Origin of the sequence: Nocardioides dongkuii, assembly GCF_014127485.1 — a bacterium.
In the GTDB taxonomy this organism is placed as follows: domain Bacteria; phylum Actinomycetota; class Actinomycetes; order Propionibacteriales; family Nocardioidaceae; genus Nocardioides; species Nocardioides dongkuii.
Window position 1 is genome coordinate 2,312,506 of sequence record NZ_CP059903.1, and the last position, 15,935, is coordinate 2,328,440.

13 protein-coding genes are annotated in these 15,935 nt (G+C 74.8%); 4 read left to right on the forward strand and 9 right to left on the reverse strand.

What is annotated here, in order from left to right; genetic code table 11:
- Window positions 1–25: 25 nt before the first annotated feature.
- The 3 genes from H4O22_RS11170 to H4O22_RS11180 are packed head-to-tail and all read left to right on the forward strand — an operon-like array spanning window position 26 to window position 2,618.
- Window positions 26–964 carry an ABC transporter ATP-binding protein gene (locus H4O22_RS11170; protein WP_244962932.1) on the forward strand — a complete coding sequence of 313 codons (939 nt, stop codon included), beginning with the start codon at window positions 26–28 and terminating at the stop codon, window positions 962–964.
- Window positions 961–1,734: an ABC transporter permease gene (locus tag H4O22_RS11175; RefSeq protein WP_319804159.1), complete on the forward strand. Its 774-nt coding sequence runs from the start codon at window positions 961–963 to the stop codon at window positions 1,732–1,734. Before H4O22_RS11170 ends, H4O22_RS11175 begins: the two co-directional genes overlap by 4 nt.
- Complete coding sequence (locus tag H4O22_RS11180) at window positions 1,731–2,618, forward strand: COX15/CtaA family protein (protein ID WP_227466108.1); 888 nt, start codon at window positions 1,731–1,733, stop codon at window positions 2,616–2,618. Before H4O22_RS11175 ends, H4O22_RS11180 begins: the two co-directional genes overlap by 4 nt.
- Here the strand turns inward: H4O22_RS11180 and H4O22_RS11185 are convergent.
- The 9 genes from H4O22_RS11185 to H4O22_RS11225 form a co-directional block, all read right to left on the reverse strand.
- Window positions 2,572–3,816 carry a glycosyltransferase family 4 protein gene (locus tag H4O22_RS11185; protein WP_182523488.1) on the reverse strand — a complete coding sequence of 415 codons (1,245 nt, stop codon included), beginning with the start codon at window positions 3,814–3,816 and terminating at the stop codon, window positions 2,572–2,574. The two genes, H4O22_RS11180 and H4O22_RS11185, sit on opposite strands and share 47 nt — an antisense overlap.
- Window positions 3,813–4,736: a glycosyltransferase family 2 protein gene (locus H4O22_RS11190; RefSeq protein ID WP_182523489.1), complete on the reverse strand. Its 924-nt coding sequence runs from the start codon at window positions 4,734–4,736 to the stop codon at window positions 3,813–3,815. Before H4O22_RS11190 ends, H4O22_RS11185 begins: the two co-directional genes overlap by 4 nt.
- A complete protein-coding gene (locus H4O22_RS11195; protein ID WP_182523490.1) occupies window positions 4,733–5,515 on the reverse strand; it encodes a polysaccharide deacetylase family protein in 783 nt (260 codons plus the stop codon). Before H4O22_RS11195 ends, H4O22_RS11190 begins: the two co-directional genes overlap by 4 nt.
- Window positions 5,516–5,546: 31 nt before the next feature.
- Complete coding sequence (locus H4O22_RS11200) at window positions 5,547–5,717, reverse strand: hypothetical protein (protein ID WP_182523491.1); 171 nt, start codon at window positions 5,715–5,717, stop codon at window positions 5,547–5,549.
- A 126-nt stretch (window positions 5,718–5,843) separates the two neighbouring features.
- The gene (locus H4O22_RS11205) at window positions 5,844–8,348 is read right to left on the reverse strand and encodes a hypothetical protein (RefSeq protein WP_182523492.1); all 2,505 of its coding nucleotides are present in this window, start codon (window positions 8,346–8,348) and stop codon (window positions 5,844–5,846) included.
- On the reverse strand, window positions 8,345–10,627 hold the full coding sequence (locus H4O22_RS11210; protein WP_182523493.1) for a hypothetical protein: 2,283 nt from the start codon (window positions 10,625–10,627) through the stop codon (window positions 8,345–8,347). The genes H4O22_RS11205 and H4O22_RS11210 overlap by 4 nt, the downstream gene beginning before the upstream one ends.
- Window positions 10,624–11,742, reverse strand: coding sequence for a glycosyltransferase family 4 protein (locus H4O22_RS11215; protein WP_182523494.1), 1,119 nt, complete (start codon window positions 11,740–11,742; stop codon window positions 10,624–10,626). The genes H4O22_RS11210 and H4O22_RS11215 overlap by 4 nt, the downstream gene beginning before the upstream one ends.
- Window positions 11,739–12,560, reverse strand: a complete 822-nt coding sequence (locus tag H4O22_RS11220) for a glycosyltransferase family 2 protein (RefSeq protein ID WP_182523495.1) — start codon at window positions 12,558–12,560, stop codon at window positions 11,739–11,741. Before H4O22_RS11220 ends, H4O22_RS11215 begins: the two co-directional genes overlap by 4 nt.
- A 211-nt stretch (window positions 12,561–12,771) precedes the next feature.
- Complete coding sequence (locus H4O22_RS11225; RefSeq protein ID WP_182523496.1) at window positions 12,772–13,728, reverse strand: heme o synthase; 957 nt, start codon at window positions 13,726–13,728, stop codon at window positions 12,772–12,774.
- Between the two features lie 171 nt (window positions 13,729–13,899).
- Here H4O22_RS11225 and tkt point away from each other — a divergent pair, with 171 nt between their 5' ends.
- Window positions 13,900–15,933 carry a transketolase gene (gene tkt / locus H4O22_RS11230; RefSeq protein WP_220451399.1) on the forward strand — a complete coding sequence of 678 codons (2,034 nt, stop codon included), beginning with the start codon at window positions 13,900–13,902 and terminating at the stop codon, window positions 15,931–15,933.
- Window positions 15,934–15,935: the final 2 nt, after the last annotated feature.

A 15,935-nucleotide genomic window follows, 5' to 3' on the forward strand; every position in this document is an offset into this window, starting at 1 on the left:
CGGGCGGGCTTCCTAGACTGTGGTGGTGCCCGACGCCGCCCCTGCAGTCGTCGTCGACGGCCTGGTGATGCGGTACGGCGACAAGCTCGCCGTCGACGAGCTCTCGCTGGCCGTCGACCGCTGCTCCATCACCGCGGTGCTCGGACCCAACGGGGCCGGCAAGACCACGACGCTGGAGACCTGCGAGGGCTACCGCCGTCCCCAGCGCGGGACCGTGCGGGTGCTGGGGCTCGACCCGGTGCGCCAGCGGCGCGAGCTGCTGCCCCGGATCGGCGTGATGCTCCAGGGCGGCGGCGCGTGGAGCGGCGTGCGCGCGATGGAGATGCTGCGCCACGTCGCCCGGCTGCACGCCCACCCGCTGGACGTCGACGTGCTGGCCGAGCGGCTCGGGCTCGGCGACTGCGGGCGGACGCCGTACCGGCGGCTCTCCGGGGGCCAGCAGCAGCGCCTCGGGCTGGCGATGGCGCTGGTCGGGCGGCCCGAGCTGGTCTTCGTCGACGAGCCCACCGCCGGTATGGACCCGCAGCTGCGGCGCACCACCTGGGACCTGCTCGCCGAGCTCCGCGGCGACGGGGCGACGGTCGTGCTCACCACCCACTACATGGACGAGGCCGAGCGGCTGGCCGACCACATCCACATCATCGACCACGGCCGGCTGATCGCGTCGGGGACGCCGCTGGCGCTGACGCGCGGCAGCCGCACCGCCACCATCCGGCTGGTCGTGACCCGCCCGTTCCCGCCCGGCTCGCCGGACTCGCTGCGCGCCGCGCTCGGCGAGGGCACCCAGGTGACCCAGCTCGACGAGGTGAGCCTGCTGGTCACCGGCCCGGCGGACGCCTCGACGCTGTCCCGGGTCTCGCGCTGGTGCGACGAGAACAACGTGCTCCCGGAGTCGCTGACCCTGGGCTCGCGCAACCTCGAGGACGTCTTCTTGCAGCTGACCGGACGGGAGCTGGCCACGTGAGCGCGCCGACCGGAGCCTTCGCCCCCCGCCCCGGGGCGGCCCCCCTGCACCGGATGGTGCTCGCCCAGGCCTCGATGGAGGCCCGGCTGATGCTGCGCAACGGCGAGCAGCTGCTGCTCGCGGTCGCCATCCCGCTGATCGTGCTGGTCGGCGCCGTGCAGGGCGCCGACCGGGTCGGCCTGGAGTTCTCCGACCCGGCGGTCGACGTCTTCACCCCGGGCGTGCTCGCGCTCGCGGTGATGTCGACGGCGTTCACCTCCCTGGCGATCGCGACCGGGTTCGAGCGGCGGTACGGCGTGATCAAGCGTCTCGGCAGCTCCCCGCTCCCCCGCACCGGTCTGCTCGCCGGCAAGATCGGCGCCCTGCTGCTGGTCGAGGCCCTCCAGGTGCTCGTCATCGCGCTCGTGGCCCAGCTGCTCGGCTGGAACCCGACGGTCTCGGTCCCCGGCGTGGTCCTCACGATCGTCGCGGGCACCGCCGCCTTCGCTGCGCTCGGCCTGCTGCTCGCCGGCGCGCTGCGCGCCGAGGCCACGCTGGCCGCGGCCAACCTGGTCTACCTGCTGCTGATGGCCGGAGGCGCCGTCGTGCTGCCCAGCTCGGCGTACGGCGCGTTCGGCGACGTCGTCCGCTGGCTGCCGTCCGGCGCGCTCGGCGACGGGATGCGCGACGCCTTGGCCGACGGCACCACGCCGTGGACGAGCCTGGCCGTGCTGACCGGCTGGGCCGTCGTCGGCTCCGCCCTGACCGCGAGGACCTTCCGATGGGAATGACCACCGCACCCCCCGAGACCAGCACCCGCCGCGCGCCGTACCTCTGGCCGCTGGCGGTGGCCAACCTGGTCGCCAACATCCTGATCGTGGTCACCGGCGGCGCCGTCCGGCTGACCTCCTCGGGCCTCGGCTGCCCGACCTGGCCCCGCTGCACCGAGGAGTCCTTCGTCACCCACCCCGAGCTGGGCGCGCACGGCGTGATCGAGTTCGGCAACCGGATGCTCACCTGGATCCTCGTGGTGATCGCGATCGCGTGCGTCGTGGCCGCGGCGCGCTCCGGCCGGCGGCGGGCCCGCAACCTCGCGGTCGCGGTCGCGCTCGGCATCCCGGCGCAGGCGGTGCTCGGCGGCATCACCGTGCTCACCGATCTGAACCCGTACGTCGTGGCACTGCACTTCCTCGTCTCGATGGCGATCATCGGCATCTGCGTCCTGCTGCTCGACGAGCTGCGCGGCCCCGAGCGGCCGGAGGCCCCGGCGCTGCTGCGCCGGCTCGCCCTGGCCGCGTTCGCGGTCGGGTGGCTGGTGCTCTGGCTCGGCACCATCGTCACCGGCAGCGGCCCGCACAGCGGCGACCTGGACTCCCGCCGCACGGGGCTGGACCCGCAGGTCGTCTCGCACGTGCACGCGTGGGCGGTCTACGTCCTGGTCGCGCTCACCCTCGCGATGCTGGTGCTCGCCCGCCGCGCGCACGCCGACGTCGCGGCGCGGGCGGTGGCGCTGCTGCTGGCGATCGAGGTCCTGCAGGGCGTCCTCGGGTTCGTGCAGTACTTCAACGACCTGCCCGAGCTGCTGGTCGCGGTGCACATGCTCGGCGCCGCGCTCACGTCCGCCGCGCTCAGCTGGGCGCTGCTGGCGACCCGCCGCGCCGCGCGGACGCCCTGACGTCGGCGTAGAGCTCCTCGAAGCGGGCCGCGACCGAGCTCTGCAGGAACCGGCCCACCTCCTGGCGCCCGCGCCCGGCCAGCGCGGCCGCCCGCGCCGGGTCGGCCACCAGGGCACCGATCGCCGCGGAGAGCGCGGCGGGGTCGCCCGGCGGCACCACCAGCGCGGACTCCCCCGGCACCACCATGTCGGCGATGCCGCCGCGCCCGGTCGTGATGAGCGGCGCGCCCGTCGCCATCGCCTCCAGCACCGTGGTGGGGCACGGGTCGGGCCACTCGCTGGGCAGCACCGCCGCCGTCGCGTGCCGGAACCCGGACAGCACCCGCGGGTGGTCCCAGTGGTGGTGGACGTGGACGCCCTCCGGCAGCGGGCCGAGCCGGTCCGCGGGCCGGCCGACGAGCACCAGGTCGGGCCGTCCGTCGGGCAGCCGCCGCCAGGCCTCCATCAGCGTGTGCACGCCCTTCTGCTCGCTCAGGTCGCCGGCGAAGAAGAGGTACGGCGTGCCGGGGAGCGCCGGGTCGCGCGGCGGCTCCGGCATCGAGACGAGCTCGTCGGGCACGAAGTTCGGGACGACCTCCCAGCGCACGCCCTGCTGGTCGAGCCGGTTCGCCTCCCCCACGAAGCGGCTCACCGGCGTGAACAGGTCCACGACGCCCCGTCGCCGCGGCGACCCCGCGGCGACCGCGCCCGCGATCACCGGACCGCGAGCCCGGCCGTAGTGCTGGCCGGCGCACGGCACGCACTTGCGGAGCGAGGGGCCCGAGCACGGCTCGCCGTCGAGGAACATCAGCCGCTTGGTGGCGCACGCGTGGCTGTAGTCGTGCAGGGACAGCACGAGCGGCAGCCGCCGGGCGGCCGGCAGCGCGACGTACGAGGAGACGATCCAGTTGTGCGCGTGCACCACGTCGGGCGCGAGGTCGCGGACCAGCCGGGCCAGGTCGCGGGTGGTGAGCGGGTCGGGCACCGGCAGGGCCAGCGGCCGGTCCGCGGTCGGGTAGAGCCCGGGCAGGCGCCGACCGACGTGGTCGAGCAGGTGGACGGCGACGCCGGGGTCCTGCTGCGCCGGCTCCCCGGTGTCGTACGTCGCCACGTGGACCTCGTGGCCGCGGGCGGCCAGCGCGACCGCCAGGTTGCGCACGTGCCGCTCCTCGCCGCCGATCACCGGCGGGTACAGCTGAGCGAGCAGGAGCACCCTCATCGGCGCTGGCCGGGGAGGCTGTCGCGCGCCAGCCCCGTGAGGACGGCGACGCAGCCCACCACGATGCCCAGGGCCTGCGCCGGCCGGCCGCGCCCGATCGCGCGCAGCACGGCGACCGGTGCCGCCAGGGCGAACGCGCGCTCCGGGCCGAGCGCGCCCTTCGGGGCGCGGCGGGCCATCCGGGCCTTCATCCGGCCCTCGCCGTGGCAGCGGGTGAGGAAGTAGCGCCAGGTGAGCCGGGACGCCGGCACGTGGTGCTGGATCAGCGCCGCGGGCTCGAACGCGAACTCGCCGCCGGTCTCCCGGGCCGCCCGCAGGCAGAAGTCGGCCTCCTCGCCGCCGCCGACGGCGTCCCCGTGGTGGCCCACCGCCGGGTCGAACCCGCCGAGGTCGAGGAAGACGTCGCGCCGCACCAGGGCGCACCCGCCGTAGAAGTTGCGGACCCGCGCGGGCGCGGTGGGCATCCCGCGGTAGCTGCAGCCCAGCACCCAGAGGAACTCCTCGGGCAGCCAGGAGGGGCGGGCGCCGCCGAACACCGCGGCCGACCGGCCGCTGGACCCCAGCACCTGCGGGTCCGACATCGGCACCAGCAGCCCGGCGAGCCAGCCGGGGTCCGCCACGGCGTCGTCGTCGAGGAAGACCACCAGGTCGGTCCCCAGCGCCGCCGCGCCGCGGGTGCGCGCGACCGACACGCCCTGGTTGTGGCCCAGGCACAGCACCCGGGTGCCGGGCACCGCCGCCCGGACCAGCTCGGCGAGCGTCTCGTCGCCGTCGACCACCACGACCACGTCGTCGGGCACCCGGGTCTGCTCCGCGAGCGACCGGACGGCGGCCTGCAGCTGCTCGCGGCGCTCCGCGGCGTGCGTGCACACCACCACGCCGACCGTGACGCCCGTGGCTCCCGCGTCGCTCGTGCTCATGTCCAGGTCCTTCCGGTCGTGCGCAGCGCCACCCGCCGGGCGGTCCGCCACGCGGGGGTGGCGGCGCGCTTCGCCAGGGGGCGCAGTCCCCCGGGTCCGCGTGCGACCAGGTCGACCAGCGCCTCGGGGTCGTGGTCGGCGGTGACGTGCAGCCGCGGGACGGCGTACCGGTCCTGCCCGGTCGTGTGCAGGCGGTGCCCGATGGCGCAGGCGTGCTCGTAGCCGGCCGCCGCGACCTGCCGGCGCAGCCGGCGCGCGTGGTAGCCGTGCGGGTAGCAGAACGCGACCACCGGGCGCTGGACGAGGTCCTCGAGGACCACCCGGCTCTCGCCGAGCTGGGCGGCCGCCGTGACCGGGCGCAGCACGTCCATCGGGACGTGGACGGCGCCGTGGCTGCCGACCTCGATGCCCTCCGCCGCCACGTCGACGACGTCGGAGGCGGACATCAGCGGCAGCGACGCGGCGCCGTCGGCGAGCCAGGACGCGGTCCCGCCGAGGTCGCGGGTCGGCACGTAGAGCGTGGCGCCGGCCCCGGCGGTCGCCAGGACGCCGGTGGCGTTCTCGACGAAGTCGGCGTACGCGTCGTCGAAGGTGAGCGCCACCGCGGCGCGTCCGTCGGCGTGCGCGGCGAGCGCGTCGCTGAGGCCGAGCAGGGCGTACCCCGCCTCGGTGAGCGCCGCGAGCTGCTCGGCGAGCAGCGCCGGCGGCACGGTCAGGTCGGCCAGCCGCGCCGGCATCGGGGTGCCGACGGCGTGGTACATCAGCACCGGCAGGGTCACGGCGCGGTCCTCGGGGAGGCCGGCGCCGCCGTCACCGCTCGGACCTGGCGAGGACGCGGTGCGGGCGGAAGCGGGGGCAGGTGCCGGGGCACAGCGCGCAGTCGCTGCCGCGACGGTGGTGCTGGTGCGCGGCACGGACGTGCCCGCAGCGACAGACGAGCATCGCCGCGATCGCGGTGCCCAGTCCCGAGATGCCTCGCACCCCCGGCCTCCCGATTCCTGGAACGTCGTGGAACGGACGCCGCATCCGTCCGGGTCTCGAAAACTAGCACCCCCGGGTCCGCGCGCAGCGGGGTCCTCGGGACCGCGACCGGGGCGGGGTCCGGCCTCACCTGACCGCCTGCACCGCGGTCGACCACACCCGGAGCGCGTCGTAGGTCGCGTTGGGGCTCCAGGACGCGTCGAGCAGGGTCCACGACTCCGGGTTCCAGGGGGTCGGGTGCAGGTAGTACCACGACATCGCGCTGACGTACGGCGTGCAGGTCACCGCGGCGAAGGCCTGGGTGAGGTACTCCGAGCGCACCTCGTCGCTGACCGCGGTGGTCCCGCGGAACGGCTCCGTGGAGTAGCCGAACTCGCCGACGTAGATCGGCACCTCGCCGTCGCCGCGCTCGGTCATCAGCCCGTGGATGTCCCGGTAGCCGAGGAAGCTGTGGTCGACCTGGCCGAACTCCTTCTCGTAGCGCATCTCGGGCTCGCGCACGTCGGGCGGCGCGCCGTTGGTGTACGGGTGCAGGCCGACCAGGTCGAAGGGCCGCTCGGGACGGTCCTCCTCCTCCAGCGCGTCGTAGACCTGCTCGAGGTAGCCGAGGTCGTTGCCGGCGAGGGAGCCGGAGATCACGCGCACCGACGGGTCGACCGCCTTCACGGCGTCGTAGCTCACCTCGAGCAGGCGCGCGAACGCGGCCGGGTCGGGTCCGGTCGCCCAGAAGTCCGGGCTGTTCGGCTCGTCCCACACCTCGAGGTAGTCGACCCGGCCGCGCAGGTGCTTGACCACGTCGCCGACGAAGCCGGCCCACCGTTCGAGCTCGCGGCCCTCGACCGGCGGGCGCCACTTGGGGTTCCCCGCCGCCATCCCGGAGTCGCCCTCGCGGGCCCACCGCGGGAGGCCGACGAGCTGGACGCGCACGTCCAGGCCCCGGGCGATCGCGGTGTCGACGATGGCGTCGAGACCGGCCCACTGGTAGGGGCCTCCGCGGCGGGGCTGGCCGGTGCGCCAGGAGTAGCTGGTCGAGACGACCTGGGCGCCGGCGTCGGCGGCGAGCCCGACGAGGCGGCGGAGCTCGGCCTGGTCGAGGTTCGGCCGCGCCGGGTCGCCGGTGGCGCCCTGGACGCCGAGGTCGACGAGCGGGCCGGGCTGGTTGTCGGTCGGCGGGCAGGAGGTCTTCTCGATCGCCGCCTCCTCCGTCGACCCGCCGCTGTCGTCGCGGGTGACGGCTGCGACGACCCCGAAGGCCACGGCGACGGCGAGCACGGAGGCCGCACCGGCGATCGCCCAGGACGCGGCCCCCTGCTCGGTGCGGGCGCGCGTCGACAGGGCGGACAGCGCCGGCCGCTGCCAGGGCAGGCCCCCGAAGGAGGACCGCAGCAGCGGGATCGCGAGCAGCACCTCGAGGGCGATGGCCGACAACCAGCCCAGGCACAGGCCGGTGCCGCCGGCGACGACGGCGCCCACGGCGGCGCCGGTCACCTCGAGGACGACGCTCAGGCTGAGCAGCCGGGTGGCGAGGCCGAAGCGCTGCTGGACCCGCCAGAGCGCGACGAGGTGGTCCTTGACGACCATCCAGAGGCCGGCGGGGACGAGGAGCGCGAGCAGCGTCCAGGACTCCGCGGCGTACCCGCCGCCGAAGACCTCCAGGGCGGGTCGGCCGAGGAGCCAGGCGCCGGCGCACAGCGCGAGGCTCAGGCAGAGGGAGGCAGGCAGGGTCGTGGCCATGCTGGTTCGGAACTCCTCGACGGGGACGTTGGCGCCGTGCGCGAAGAGCGCCACGGCGAGCAGGTACGGCGGCAGGAAGACGAAGGTCGCCACCAACCACGCGATGGCGAACTGCGCGTTGCCGACGGGGGTGAGGGTGACGGCGGCGACGACCGGCATCAGCTGGGCGCCCGCGGCCAGGGACAGGTTGAGCGCGTGGTGGCGCAGCGCCGGGCGGGCGTACGCCGTGAGGTCGGCGCGCAGGTGCGGCGCGCCGTCGCCGCGCGGCAGCCGGAGCACGCCGAGGGCGCCGACGAGCGAGACCAGCAGCGGCAGCACCCAGCAGGCCATCAGCACGAGCGCGTCGCGGTGGCCGGCGAGCAGCAGCCCGGCGGCCAGCGGGAACCGCAGCCCGGACGCCGCGAGGTTGCGGCCGACCTGGACGCGGGACCGGCGCAGGCCGAGCACGGCCTCGTCCAGCACCACCGCCCAGCCGGCGACGGCGACCCCGACGACGAGCACCAGGGCGCCGAGGCCCTGGACCGCCGCCTCGAGGTTGGGGCCGAGCAGCCCGGCGCGGGCGAGCAGCGCGACGCCGCCGCCCACCACGACCGCGGCGAGGCCGACGAAGGCCAGGGACCGCAGCACCAGCACCCGCTGGCGCGCACCGGGGTGCCGCGGGAGCTCGGCGATCAGGAGCGTGCCGAGCCCCAGGGCGGTCACCGCGCCGAGGAGCGTCTGCGTGCTGATGGCGGCGGCGGCCACCCCGACCTCGCGGCCCGGGACCAGCCGCGCGACCGCGATCCAGAACAGCAGGCCCAGCGAGGTACCGATGACCTGCGCGGTCAGCAGCGAGCGGAACGGCGCGAGGATCCCGGAGTCGCGGCGCACCACCGGGGCCGTCTCGGGGGCCGTCACGGCGCGGTCCCGACGAGGGGCGGCGGCAGCTCGCGGTCGGGCAGCTGGCCCTCCCACGCGGCGTGGGTGGCGATCCCGGTCGCGCCGGCCACGAGGAGCACCGAGGCGGCCGCGGGCGAGACCAGCACCCGGACCCACTGCGGGCGCGAGAGCCGGCGGGTGTGCTCGCCGATGACGCTCCACAGCCCGACGGTGGCGGCGAGGAGGAAGCAGGTGCCGGCCACCTGGGACATCGCGAAGGCGACGCCGAGCACGCCGACCAGCATCAGCACCGGCAGCGAGAGGAGCGTCACGGTCTGCGCCCGGGCGCCGCGGAGGCCGCGGAGCAGCAGCAGCGCCGCGGAGACGAGCAGCAGGAGCAGGCTGATCACCGCCTGCACCGGCGACCAGCTGCCGGGCAGGCCGGGGTTCTCGCGGTCGGCGAAGGTCTCCGGCACGCCGCGCAGCGAGCGGACGTCGTAGATGCGCACCGGCCCGTCGAGCACCAGGTCGAAGCCGGCGGCCACCGAGAACTTCTGGACGCTCTCCGGGGAGATGGTGACCGCGTCGGGGCCGAAGACGCTCCCGGCCTCGAAGTAGTCGCCGGACCGGACGGTCTCCCCCGCGGTGCGGGTGTCGACGACGACGAAGTCGACCGCGGCGTCGCGGAGCAGGGCGACCTCCGGGGGGCGGATCCACCGCGCGGCGAAGACCGGCGTGACGTTGAGCGAGCCGGAGCCCTGGGTCACCGGCACGACCGGCGCGAAGTTCGGCATCACCCGGTCCATCGTGGTGTCGGCGGCGATCCGCGACCCCTCCGGCAGGTAGCGGCCGGCCCACTGGGCCGCCGCGACCGTGTCGTGGTCCACCGACCGCTGCTCCGCGCCGGCCAGGTAGGGACCCGGCAGCCGCTGCCAGTCGGGGCCGCCGCCCAGCAGCGTGCCGCCGACCACGAGGACGACCGCGCCGCCGGCGACCAGGCCGCGCAGCTCGGCCTGCTTGGTCACCGCCCACATCGCGACGACGAGCGCCAGCCCGAGGGCCACGAAGGTGGAGGCCCGGTCGGCCACCTCCCCCGCGCTCGGCGAGAACCGTGCCAGCGGGAGCAGCGGGTACGCCGCGGCGAGCGCGAGCGGGAGCCAGCGCGCCGGGGTCCGGCGCAGCGTCCGGCCCTTGATCGCGGCCCAGCCGGAGGGCAGCAGCAGCAGGCACCACAGCACGATGGCGGCCGTCATGATCACGACCTGCCAGGTCGGCATCGGCTCGCCGCCCCCGTCGGCGAGGATCCGCCGGCCGCCGCCGTCGAGGGCGAGCACCTGGCGCAGCTCGTTGCCGGCGTCGGTGAACACCGGGCCCAGGTAGCGCGCGATGAGCGGACCCACCACCGCCGTCCAGGCCGCGGTGACCGTCACGGCGACCGCGAGGGTCGTCCCGGTGAGCCGGGCGCGCCGCTTCTCGGACCCCGCGAGCATCAGCAGGGTGAGGCCCAGCAGCGTCACCAGCGTCACCCAGCTGGTGAGGTGGTGGGTGACGGCCAGCGCCGCGAGGCAGACCTGGGCGCCGACCAGGCGCGACCACGGCCAGTGCTCGGCGGCGTCGTAGGCCTGGACCAGGAACCACAGCGCCGCCAGCAGCAGGGCGATGGCGACGGTCTGGTAGCTGAACTGGGCGTTGAAGAAGTAGAACTGCGGGCTCGCGGCGTACAGCAGCACGACGACCGACCCGACCCGGGACGAGCGGCCGACGCGGGTGGCGAGCAGGAACAGCGCCAGGACGAAGGTGGTGCGGGCCAGCAGCACCACCACGATCTGGCAGACCATGAACGGCAGCCCGGTGAGCCAGTGGACGCCGGCCGCGGCCAGCTCGAGGCCCGGGTAGTGCGGGCTGACCGGCAGCATGGTGTTGCCGGTGAACCAGCCGTCCTGGGTGAGGCCCAGCAGCGTCGTGACGTGGAGCGACTCGTCGAAGCGGGCGGCGAGCACCGGGTTGGAGAGCAGCCAGGAGGCGTGCAGCAGCAGCGTGAAGACCAGGGATCCCGCCAGGCGCTGGCTGCCGCGCAGGCCGCCCGCCGTCAGCAGCACCGCGAAGGCCGAGACCATGACGACCAGGCCGAGGTACCAGAAGACCTGCGCCGCGAGGGCCTCCCCGGACCAGCCGAAGGCGTAGGCGACCGCCTGGGCGAACAGCCCCGCCGTGCCGGCCAGGGACGCGGAGCCGACCGGCTGGGCCCGGAGGCGACGGACGACGGAGCTCCCCGTCGGCGCAGGGTCGTCCACGGGGCGCTCGAGCAGACGGTTCACGACGCCTCCGACGGCCGCACCGCAGCGGGCAGCACCTCGCGGTAGACCTCGAGCAGCGACTCGACGCAGGACTCCCAGGTCGGCAGCTCCGCCGGGGACGGGCGCACCGGGGTCGAGAGCTGCTCCTCGATCGCGGCGGCGACGACGGCGGGGTCGGCGTCCGGCTCGACGCCGCGCGCCCAGCCGAGGTCGGCGAGCTCGGTGAGCCCGGACGTCCGGCTGACCACGACCGGCCGGCCCGCGACCAGGGCCTCCATCACCGCCACGGGGTGCGCCTCGTAGTCGCTGAGCAGGGCCACGACGCCCGCGCCGGCCAGCGACCGCGCCATGGCGGCCCGCTCCACCGGCGGCACGAACCGCACCGACACCCGGTCGGCGACGCCGAGGCGCTCGGCGAGCACGAGCAGCTCGTCCTCGTAGGGCCCGCTGCCGAGGATCTCGACGCGGGCCTCGGGCCGGGCGGCGAGCAGGTGCGGCAGCGCCTCGACCACCCGGTGGTGGCCCTTGTAGCGCTCCAGCCGGCCGACGCTCAGGACCAGGTCCGGGTCGGGGGCGATCGCCGAGACGAGCCGGGGCAGGCCGCCGCCGTTGCGGATCAGCCGCACCCGGATCGAGGGGCCGACGAACTGCTGGAAGCGGCGGGCCTCGTAGCCGGAGACGCCGACCAGGGCGTCGGCCCGCCGGAGCAGCGGGGCGAGGAGGCGGAACTGCGGGCCGCGCGCCCGCTCCCGGAAGGCCGAGGAGGACCCCCCGCTGTGGAAGGTCAGCAGGTACGGGACGCGCCGCAGGAGCGCCGCCAGCATCGCCACGGGCGGGACCAGGGTGTGGATCCCCTGCACGTGCACGAGGTCGTGCCGGGACCGGAGCAGCGCCCAGAACAGGCCGGGGCTGAGGTACCAGTCACGACGGCGCGGGAAGGCGCGGAAGCGCCGCACGACGTACCCGTCGACGCGTTCGACCCGGGGCAGCCGCCCGGTGCGGTCGGTGGTCAGCACCTCGACGTCCACGCCCTCGCGGACCAGCCGGGTGGCGACCTCCGCGACGTGGGACTCGATGCCGCCGATCTCCGGCTGTGCCCGTGCAGCGACCATCGCGACCCGGGTCGCGCCGATCATGACGCGACGGAGATGCGAGGCCGCTCGACGGTGTGCTGCGGACGGCTGACGGGGCGCTGCAGGGCCTCCTGGACCCGGCGCCGGGCACGGCGGTGCTCGGTGTGGACCGTGCGCAGCACCCGCAGGCCGTCCTTGACGGCGTGCAGGTTGCTCTCGCCGAAGATGCGGAGCCGCTCCACGCTCGGGACCTCGGTGATCCGGGCGCCGGACGCGGCGAAGCGGCAGTTGATGAGGGTCTCGATCTCGAACCCGTCGCCCCACCGCATCGCGCCGCCGGCCGGGCCGGGCTCGTCGTGGTCGGGCAGGTCGAGCAGCGGCAGCTGGTCGGCCCAGAAGGCGTTGTAGCCGTAGCAGAGGTCGGTGAAGGCGGTGTGGAACGCGCGGTTGGTCAGCGCGTTGAGGAACCCGTTGCCGGCGCGGCGCACCGGGGTGATGTCGGCGCTCCCGCCGCCGGCGCGGAACCGGGTGCCCTTGGCGAAGTCGGCGCCGTCGACGAGTGCCTGGACGAAGCGCGGGATCTCGGCCGGGTCGGCGCTGCCGTCGGCGTCGAACATCACGATGACGTCCCCGGTGACCTGCGCGAACCCTGCGGCGAGCGCGTTGCCCTTGCCGCGGCGTACCTGCTCGACGACGACGATGTCGGGCATCAGCTCGAGGGCGGTGCCGATGGTGCCGTCGACCGAGCCGCCGTCCACGAGGATCACCTCGTGGGCCGCCGGCAGCTGGGGAAGCACCCGCGCCAGGTTGCGTGCCTCGTTGAGCGCAGGGACCACGATGCTGATCCGTGGTTCCTTCGGTCGGCGCGGATGTGCCGTCATCAGATTCTGTCCCCCCTTGTGGATGGGAGGACGGATGTCCCGACCCCCCGGTCGCACCTGGCGGGCCCCGAGGGGCCCTCCAGTACAGCTGGGCCAACGATGACCGACCCACCTTGGTTATGCCCGACCACGGGGGGATCACACCCCGACAGGGGTGGTACTGGTCACCAGGAGGGCCCGGCGGGCCCGTCGGGCGCCCGGCCCGGCCGGGTCAGCGGGTGAGCAGCGGGTCGAGCGCGACCGCGACGAACAGCAGCGAGAGGTACAGGTTCGAGTGGTGGAACAGCCGCATCGGCTGGATCACCGACAGGTCCTCGGTGTCACGGGCGCGACCCCACATGCGGTGCGCCTCGACCAGGAAGACGGCCCCCAGGACGAGCGCCGCGACCGGGTAGACCAGCCCGGTCTCGGCGACCGGCCACAGCAGCAGGGAGGTCGCGACCATCACCCAGCTGTAGAGCACGATCTGGCGGGCGACCTGCCGGGCCGGCACCACGACCGGCAGCATCGGGACGTCGACGTTGGCGTAGTCCTCGCGGTAGCGGAGCGCCAGCGCCCAGGTGTGCGGCGGGGTCCAGAAGAAGACCACGGCGAAGAGGATGATCGGCACCCAGGACAGCTCGCCCGTGACGGCCGTCCAGCCGATCAGCGCCGGGAAGCACCCGGCCAGCCCGCCCCAGACGATGTTCTGGGTCGTCCGCCGCTTGAGCAGCATCGTGTAGACGAAGACGTAGAACGCGTTGGCGGCGACCGCGAGCGCGGCGGAGAGCGCGTTGACCCAGACCGCCAGGACCACCGTCGAGAGCACGCCCAGCACGACGCCGAACAGCAGCGCCGAGCGCGGGGAGACGATGTGCCGCGGCAGGGCGCGCCGCCGGGTGCGGCGCATCTGCTCGTCGATGTCGCGGTCGTAGACGCAGTTGAAGACCGACGCCGAGCCGGCCGACAACGTGCCGCCGACGACCGTGGCCGCGACCAGGCCGAGCGGGGGGATCCCCCGGTCGGCGAAGAACATCACCGGCACGGTGGTGAGCAGCAGCAGCTCGATGACCCGCGGCTTGGTGAGCCCGACGTACGCCGCGACGACGTCGCGCAGCCCTACCTTGTCGGTCGGGTCTTCCGGGTCACGCTGCGGAGCAGCGGAGGCCGACTGGCCGACGTACGTCACGGAGTTCCTCGCGGGATCTGGGGAGCGTGGAGCGCATGTGAGTCTAGCCCGCGGGTTGAGTAGGCTCGGAGGTGCCCGACCCCCTCCGAGAGGATCCCCGTGAGCACTGCTGCTGGTCTGGACTGGAACGAGCTCGACGACAAGGCGGTGGACACGGCCCGGGTGCTGGCGATGGACGCCGTGCAGAAGGTCGGCAACGGCCACCCCGGCACCGCGATGAGCCTCGCGCCCGCGGCGTACCTCCTCTTCCAGAAGGTGATGCGCCACAACCCGGCCGACCCGCACTGGCACGGCCGCGACCGGTTCGTGCTCTCCGCCGGGCACAGCTCGATCACGCTGTACGTGCAGCTGTTCCTGGGCGGCTGGGGGCTGGAGATGGACGACCTCCGCGCCCTGCGCACCTGGGGCAGCAAGACCCCGGGCCACCCCGAGCACGGCCACACCGCCGGCGTCGAGACCACGACCGGTCCCCTGGGCCAGGGCGTCGGCAACGCGATCGGCATGGCGATGGCCGCCCGCCGCGAGCGCGGCCTGCTCGACCCGTCGGCCGCCGAGGGCGACTCGGTCTTCGACCACCACGTCTACGCGATCTGCAGCGACGGCGACCTGCAGGAGGGCGTGAGCGCCGAGGCGTCCTCGATCGCCGGCACCCAGCAGCTCGGCAACCTCACGCTCGTCTACGACGCCAACCGGATCTCCATCGAGGGCGACACCGACATCGCGTTCACCGAGGACGTCGCGAAGCGGTACGAGGCGTACGGCTGGCACGTGCAGACCGTCGACTGGACCCACGACGGCACCGGCTACACCGAGGACGTCCCGGCCCTGCACGCCGCGCTCGCCGCGGCCCGCGAGGTCACCGACCAGCCGAGCCTGGTCGTGCTGCGCACCGTCATCGCCTGGCCCGCCCCGAACGCCCAGGGCACCGGCAAGTCCCACGGCTCCGCCCTCGGCGAGGAGGAGGTCGCGGCCACCAAGGAGATCCTCGGCTTCGACCCCGCCCAGCACTTCACGGTGGCCGACGACGTCCTGACCGCCACCAGGTCGCTGGTGGAGCGGGGCAAGCAGCAGCAGGCCGAGTGGGAGGAGCGGTTCGCCGCGTGGCGTGCCGCCGCCTCGCCCGAGGTGATCGCGACCTGGGAGCGGATGCAGACCCGCGCGCTGCCCGACGACCTCGACGCCGTGCTGCCCAGCTACGACGCCGACCCCAAGGGCGTCGCCACCCGCAAGGCCTCCGGCGCGGTCATCAACGCCGTCGCGGGCGTCATGCCCGAGCTGTGGGGCGGCTCCGCCGACCTCGCGGAGTCCAACAACACGACCATCGAGGGCGCCAAGTCCTTCGCCCCGAAGGTCCGCTCCACCGACCAGTGGGACGGCGACCCGCTCGAGGGCCGGGTGCTGCACTTCGGCATCCGCGAGCACGGCATGGGCGCGATCCTCAACGGCATCGCCCTGCACGGCGGCACCCGCGTCTTCGGCGGCACCTTCCTCACCTTCTCCGACTACATGCGCGGATCCGTGCGGCTGGCGGCGCTGATGGGCCTGCCGGTCACCTACGTGTGGACCCACGACTCCATCGGGCTCGGCGAGGACGGCCCGACCCACCAGCCGATCGAGCACCTCGCCGCGCTCCGCGCCATCCCGGGCCTCGACGTCGTCCGACCGGCGGACGCCAACGAGACCGCGGCGGCCTGGAAGGCGGTGCTGAGCAACACTGACCGGCCCGCCGGTATCGCGCTGACCCGCCAGAACGTCCCGGTCTTCCCGCGCGGCGAGGACGGCTTCTCCGACACCTCGAACGTGCACCGCGGCGGCTACGTCCTCCTCGACACCGACGGCGGGCTGCCCGACGTCATCCTGATCGGCACGGGCTCCGAGGTGCAGGTGGCCGTGGCCGCGCGCGAGCTGCTCGCCGCCGACGGCATCCGGGCGCGCGTGGTCTCGATGCCGTGCCGGGAGTGGTTCGACGAGCAGGAGCCGGCGTACCGCGAGACGGTGCTCCCGCCGACCGTGAAGGCGCGCGTCTCGGTCGAGGCCGGCGTGGCGCAGGGCTGGCGCGAGATCGTCGGCGACCGCGGCCGGATCGTCTCCATCGACACCTACGGCGCCTCGGCGGACTACCAGCGGATCTACCAGGAGTACGGCATCACCGGCGAGGCCGTGGCCGACGCCGCGCGCGACAGCATCCGGGTCTCGACCGACTGAGG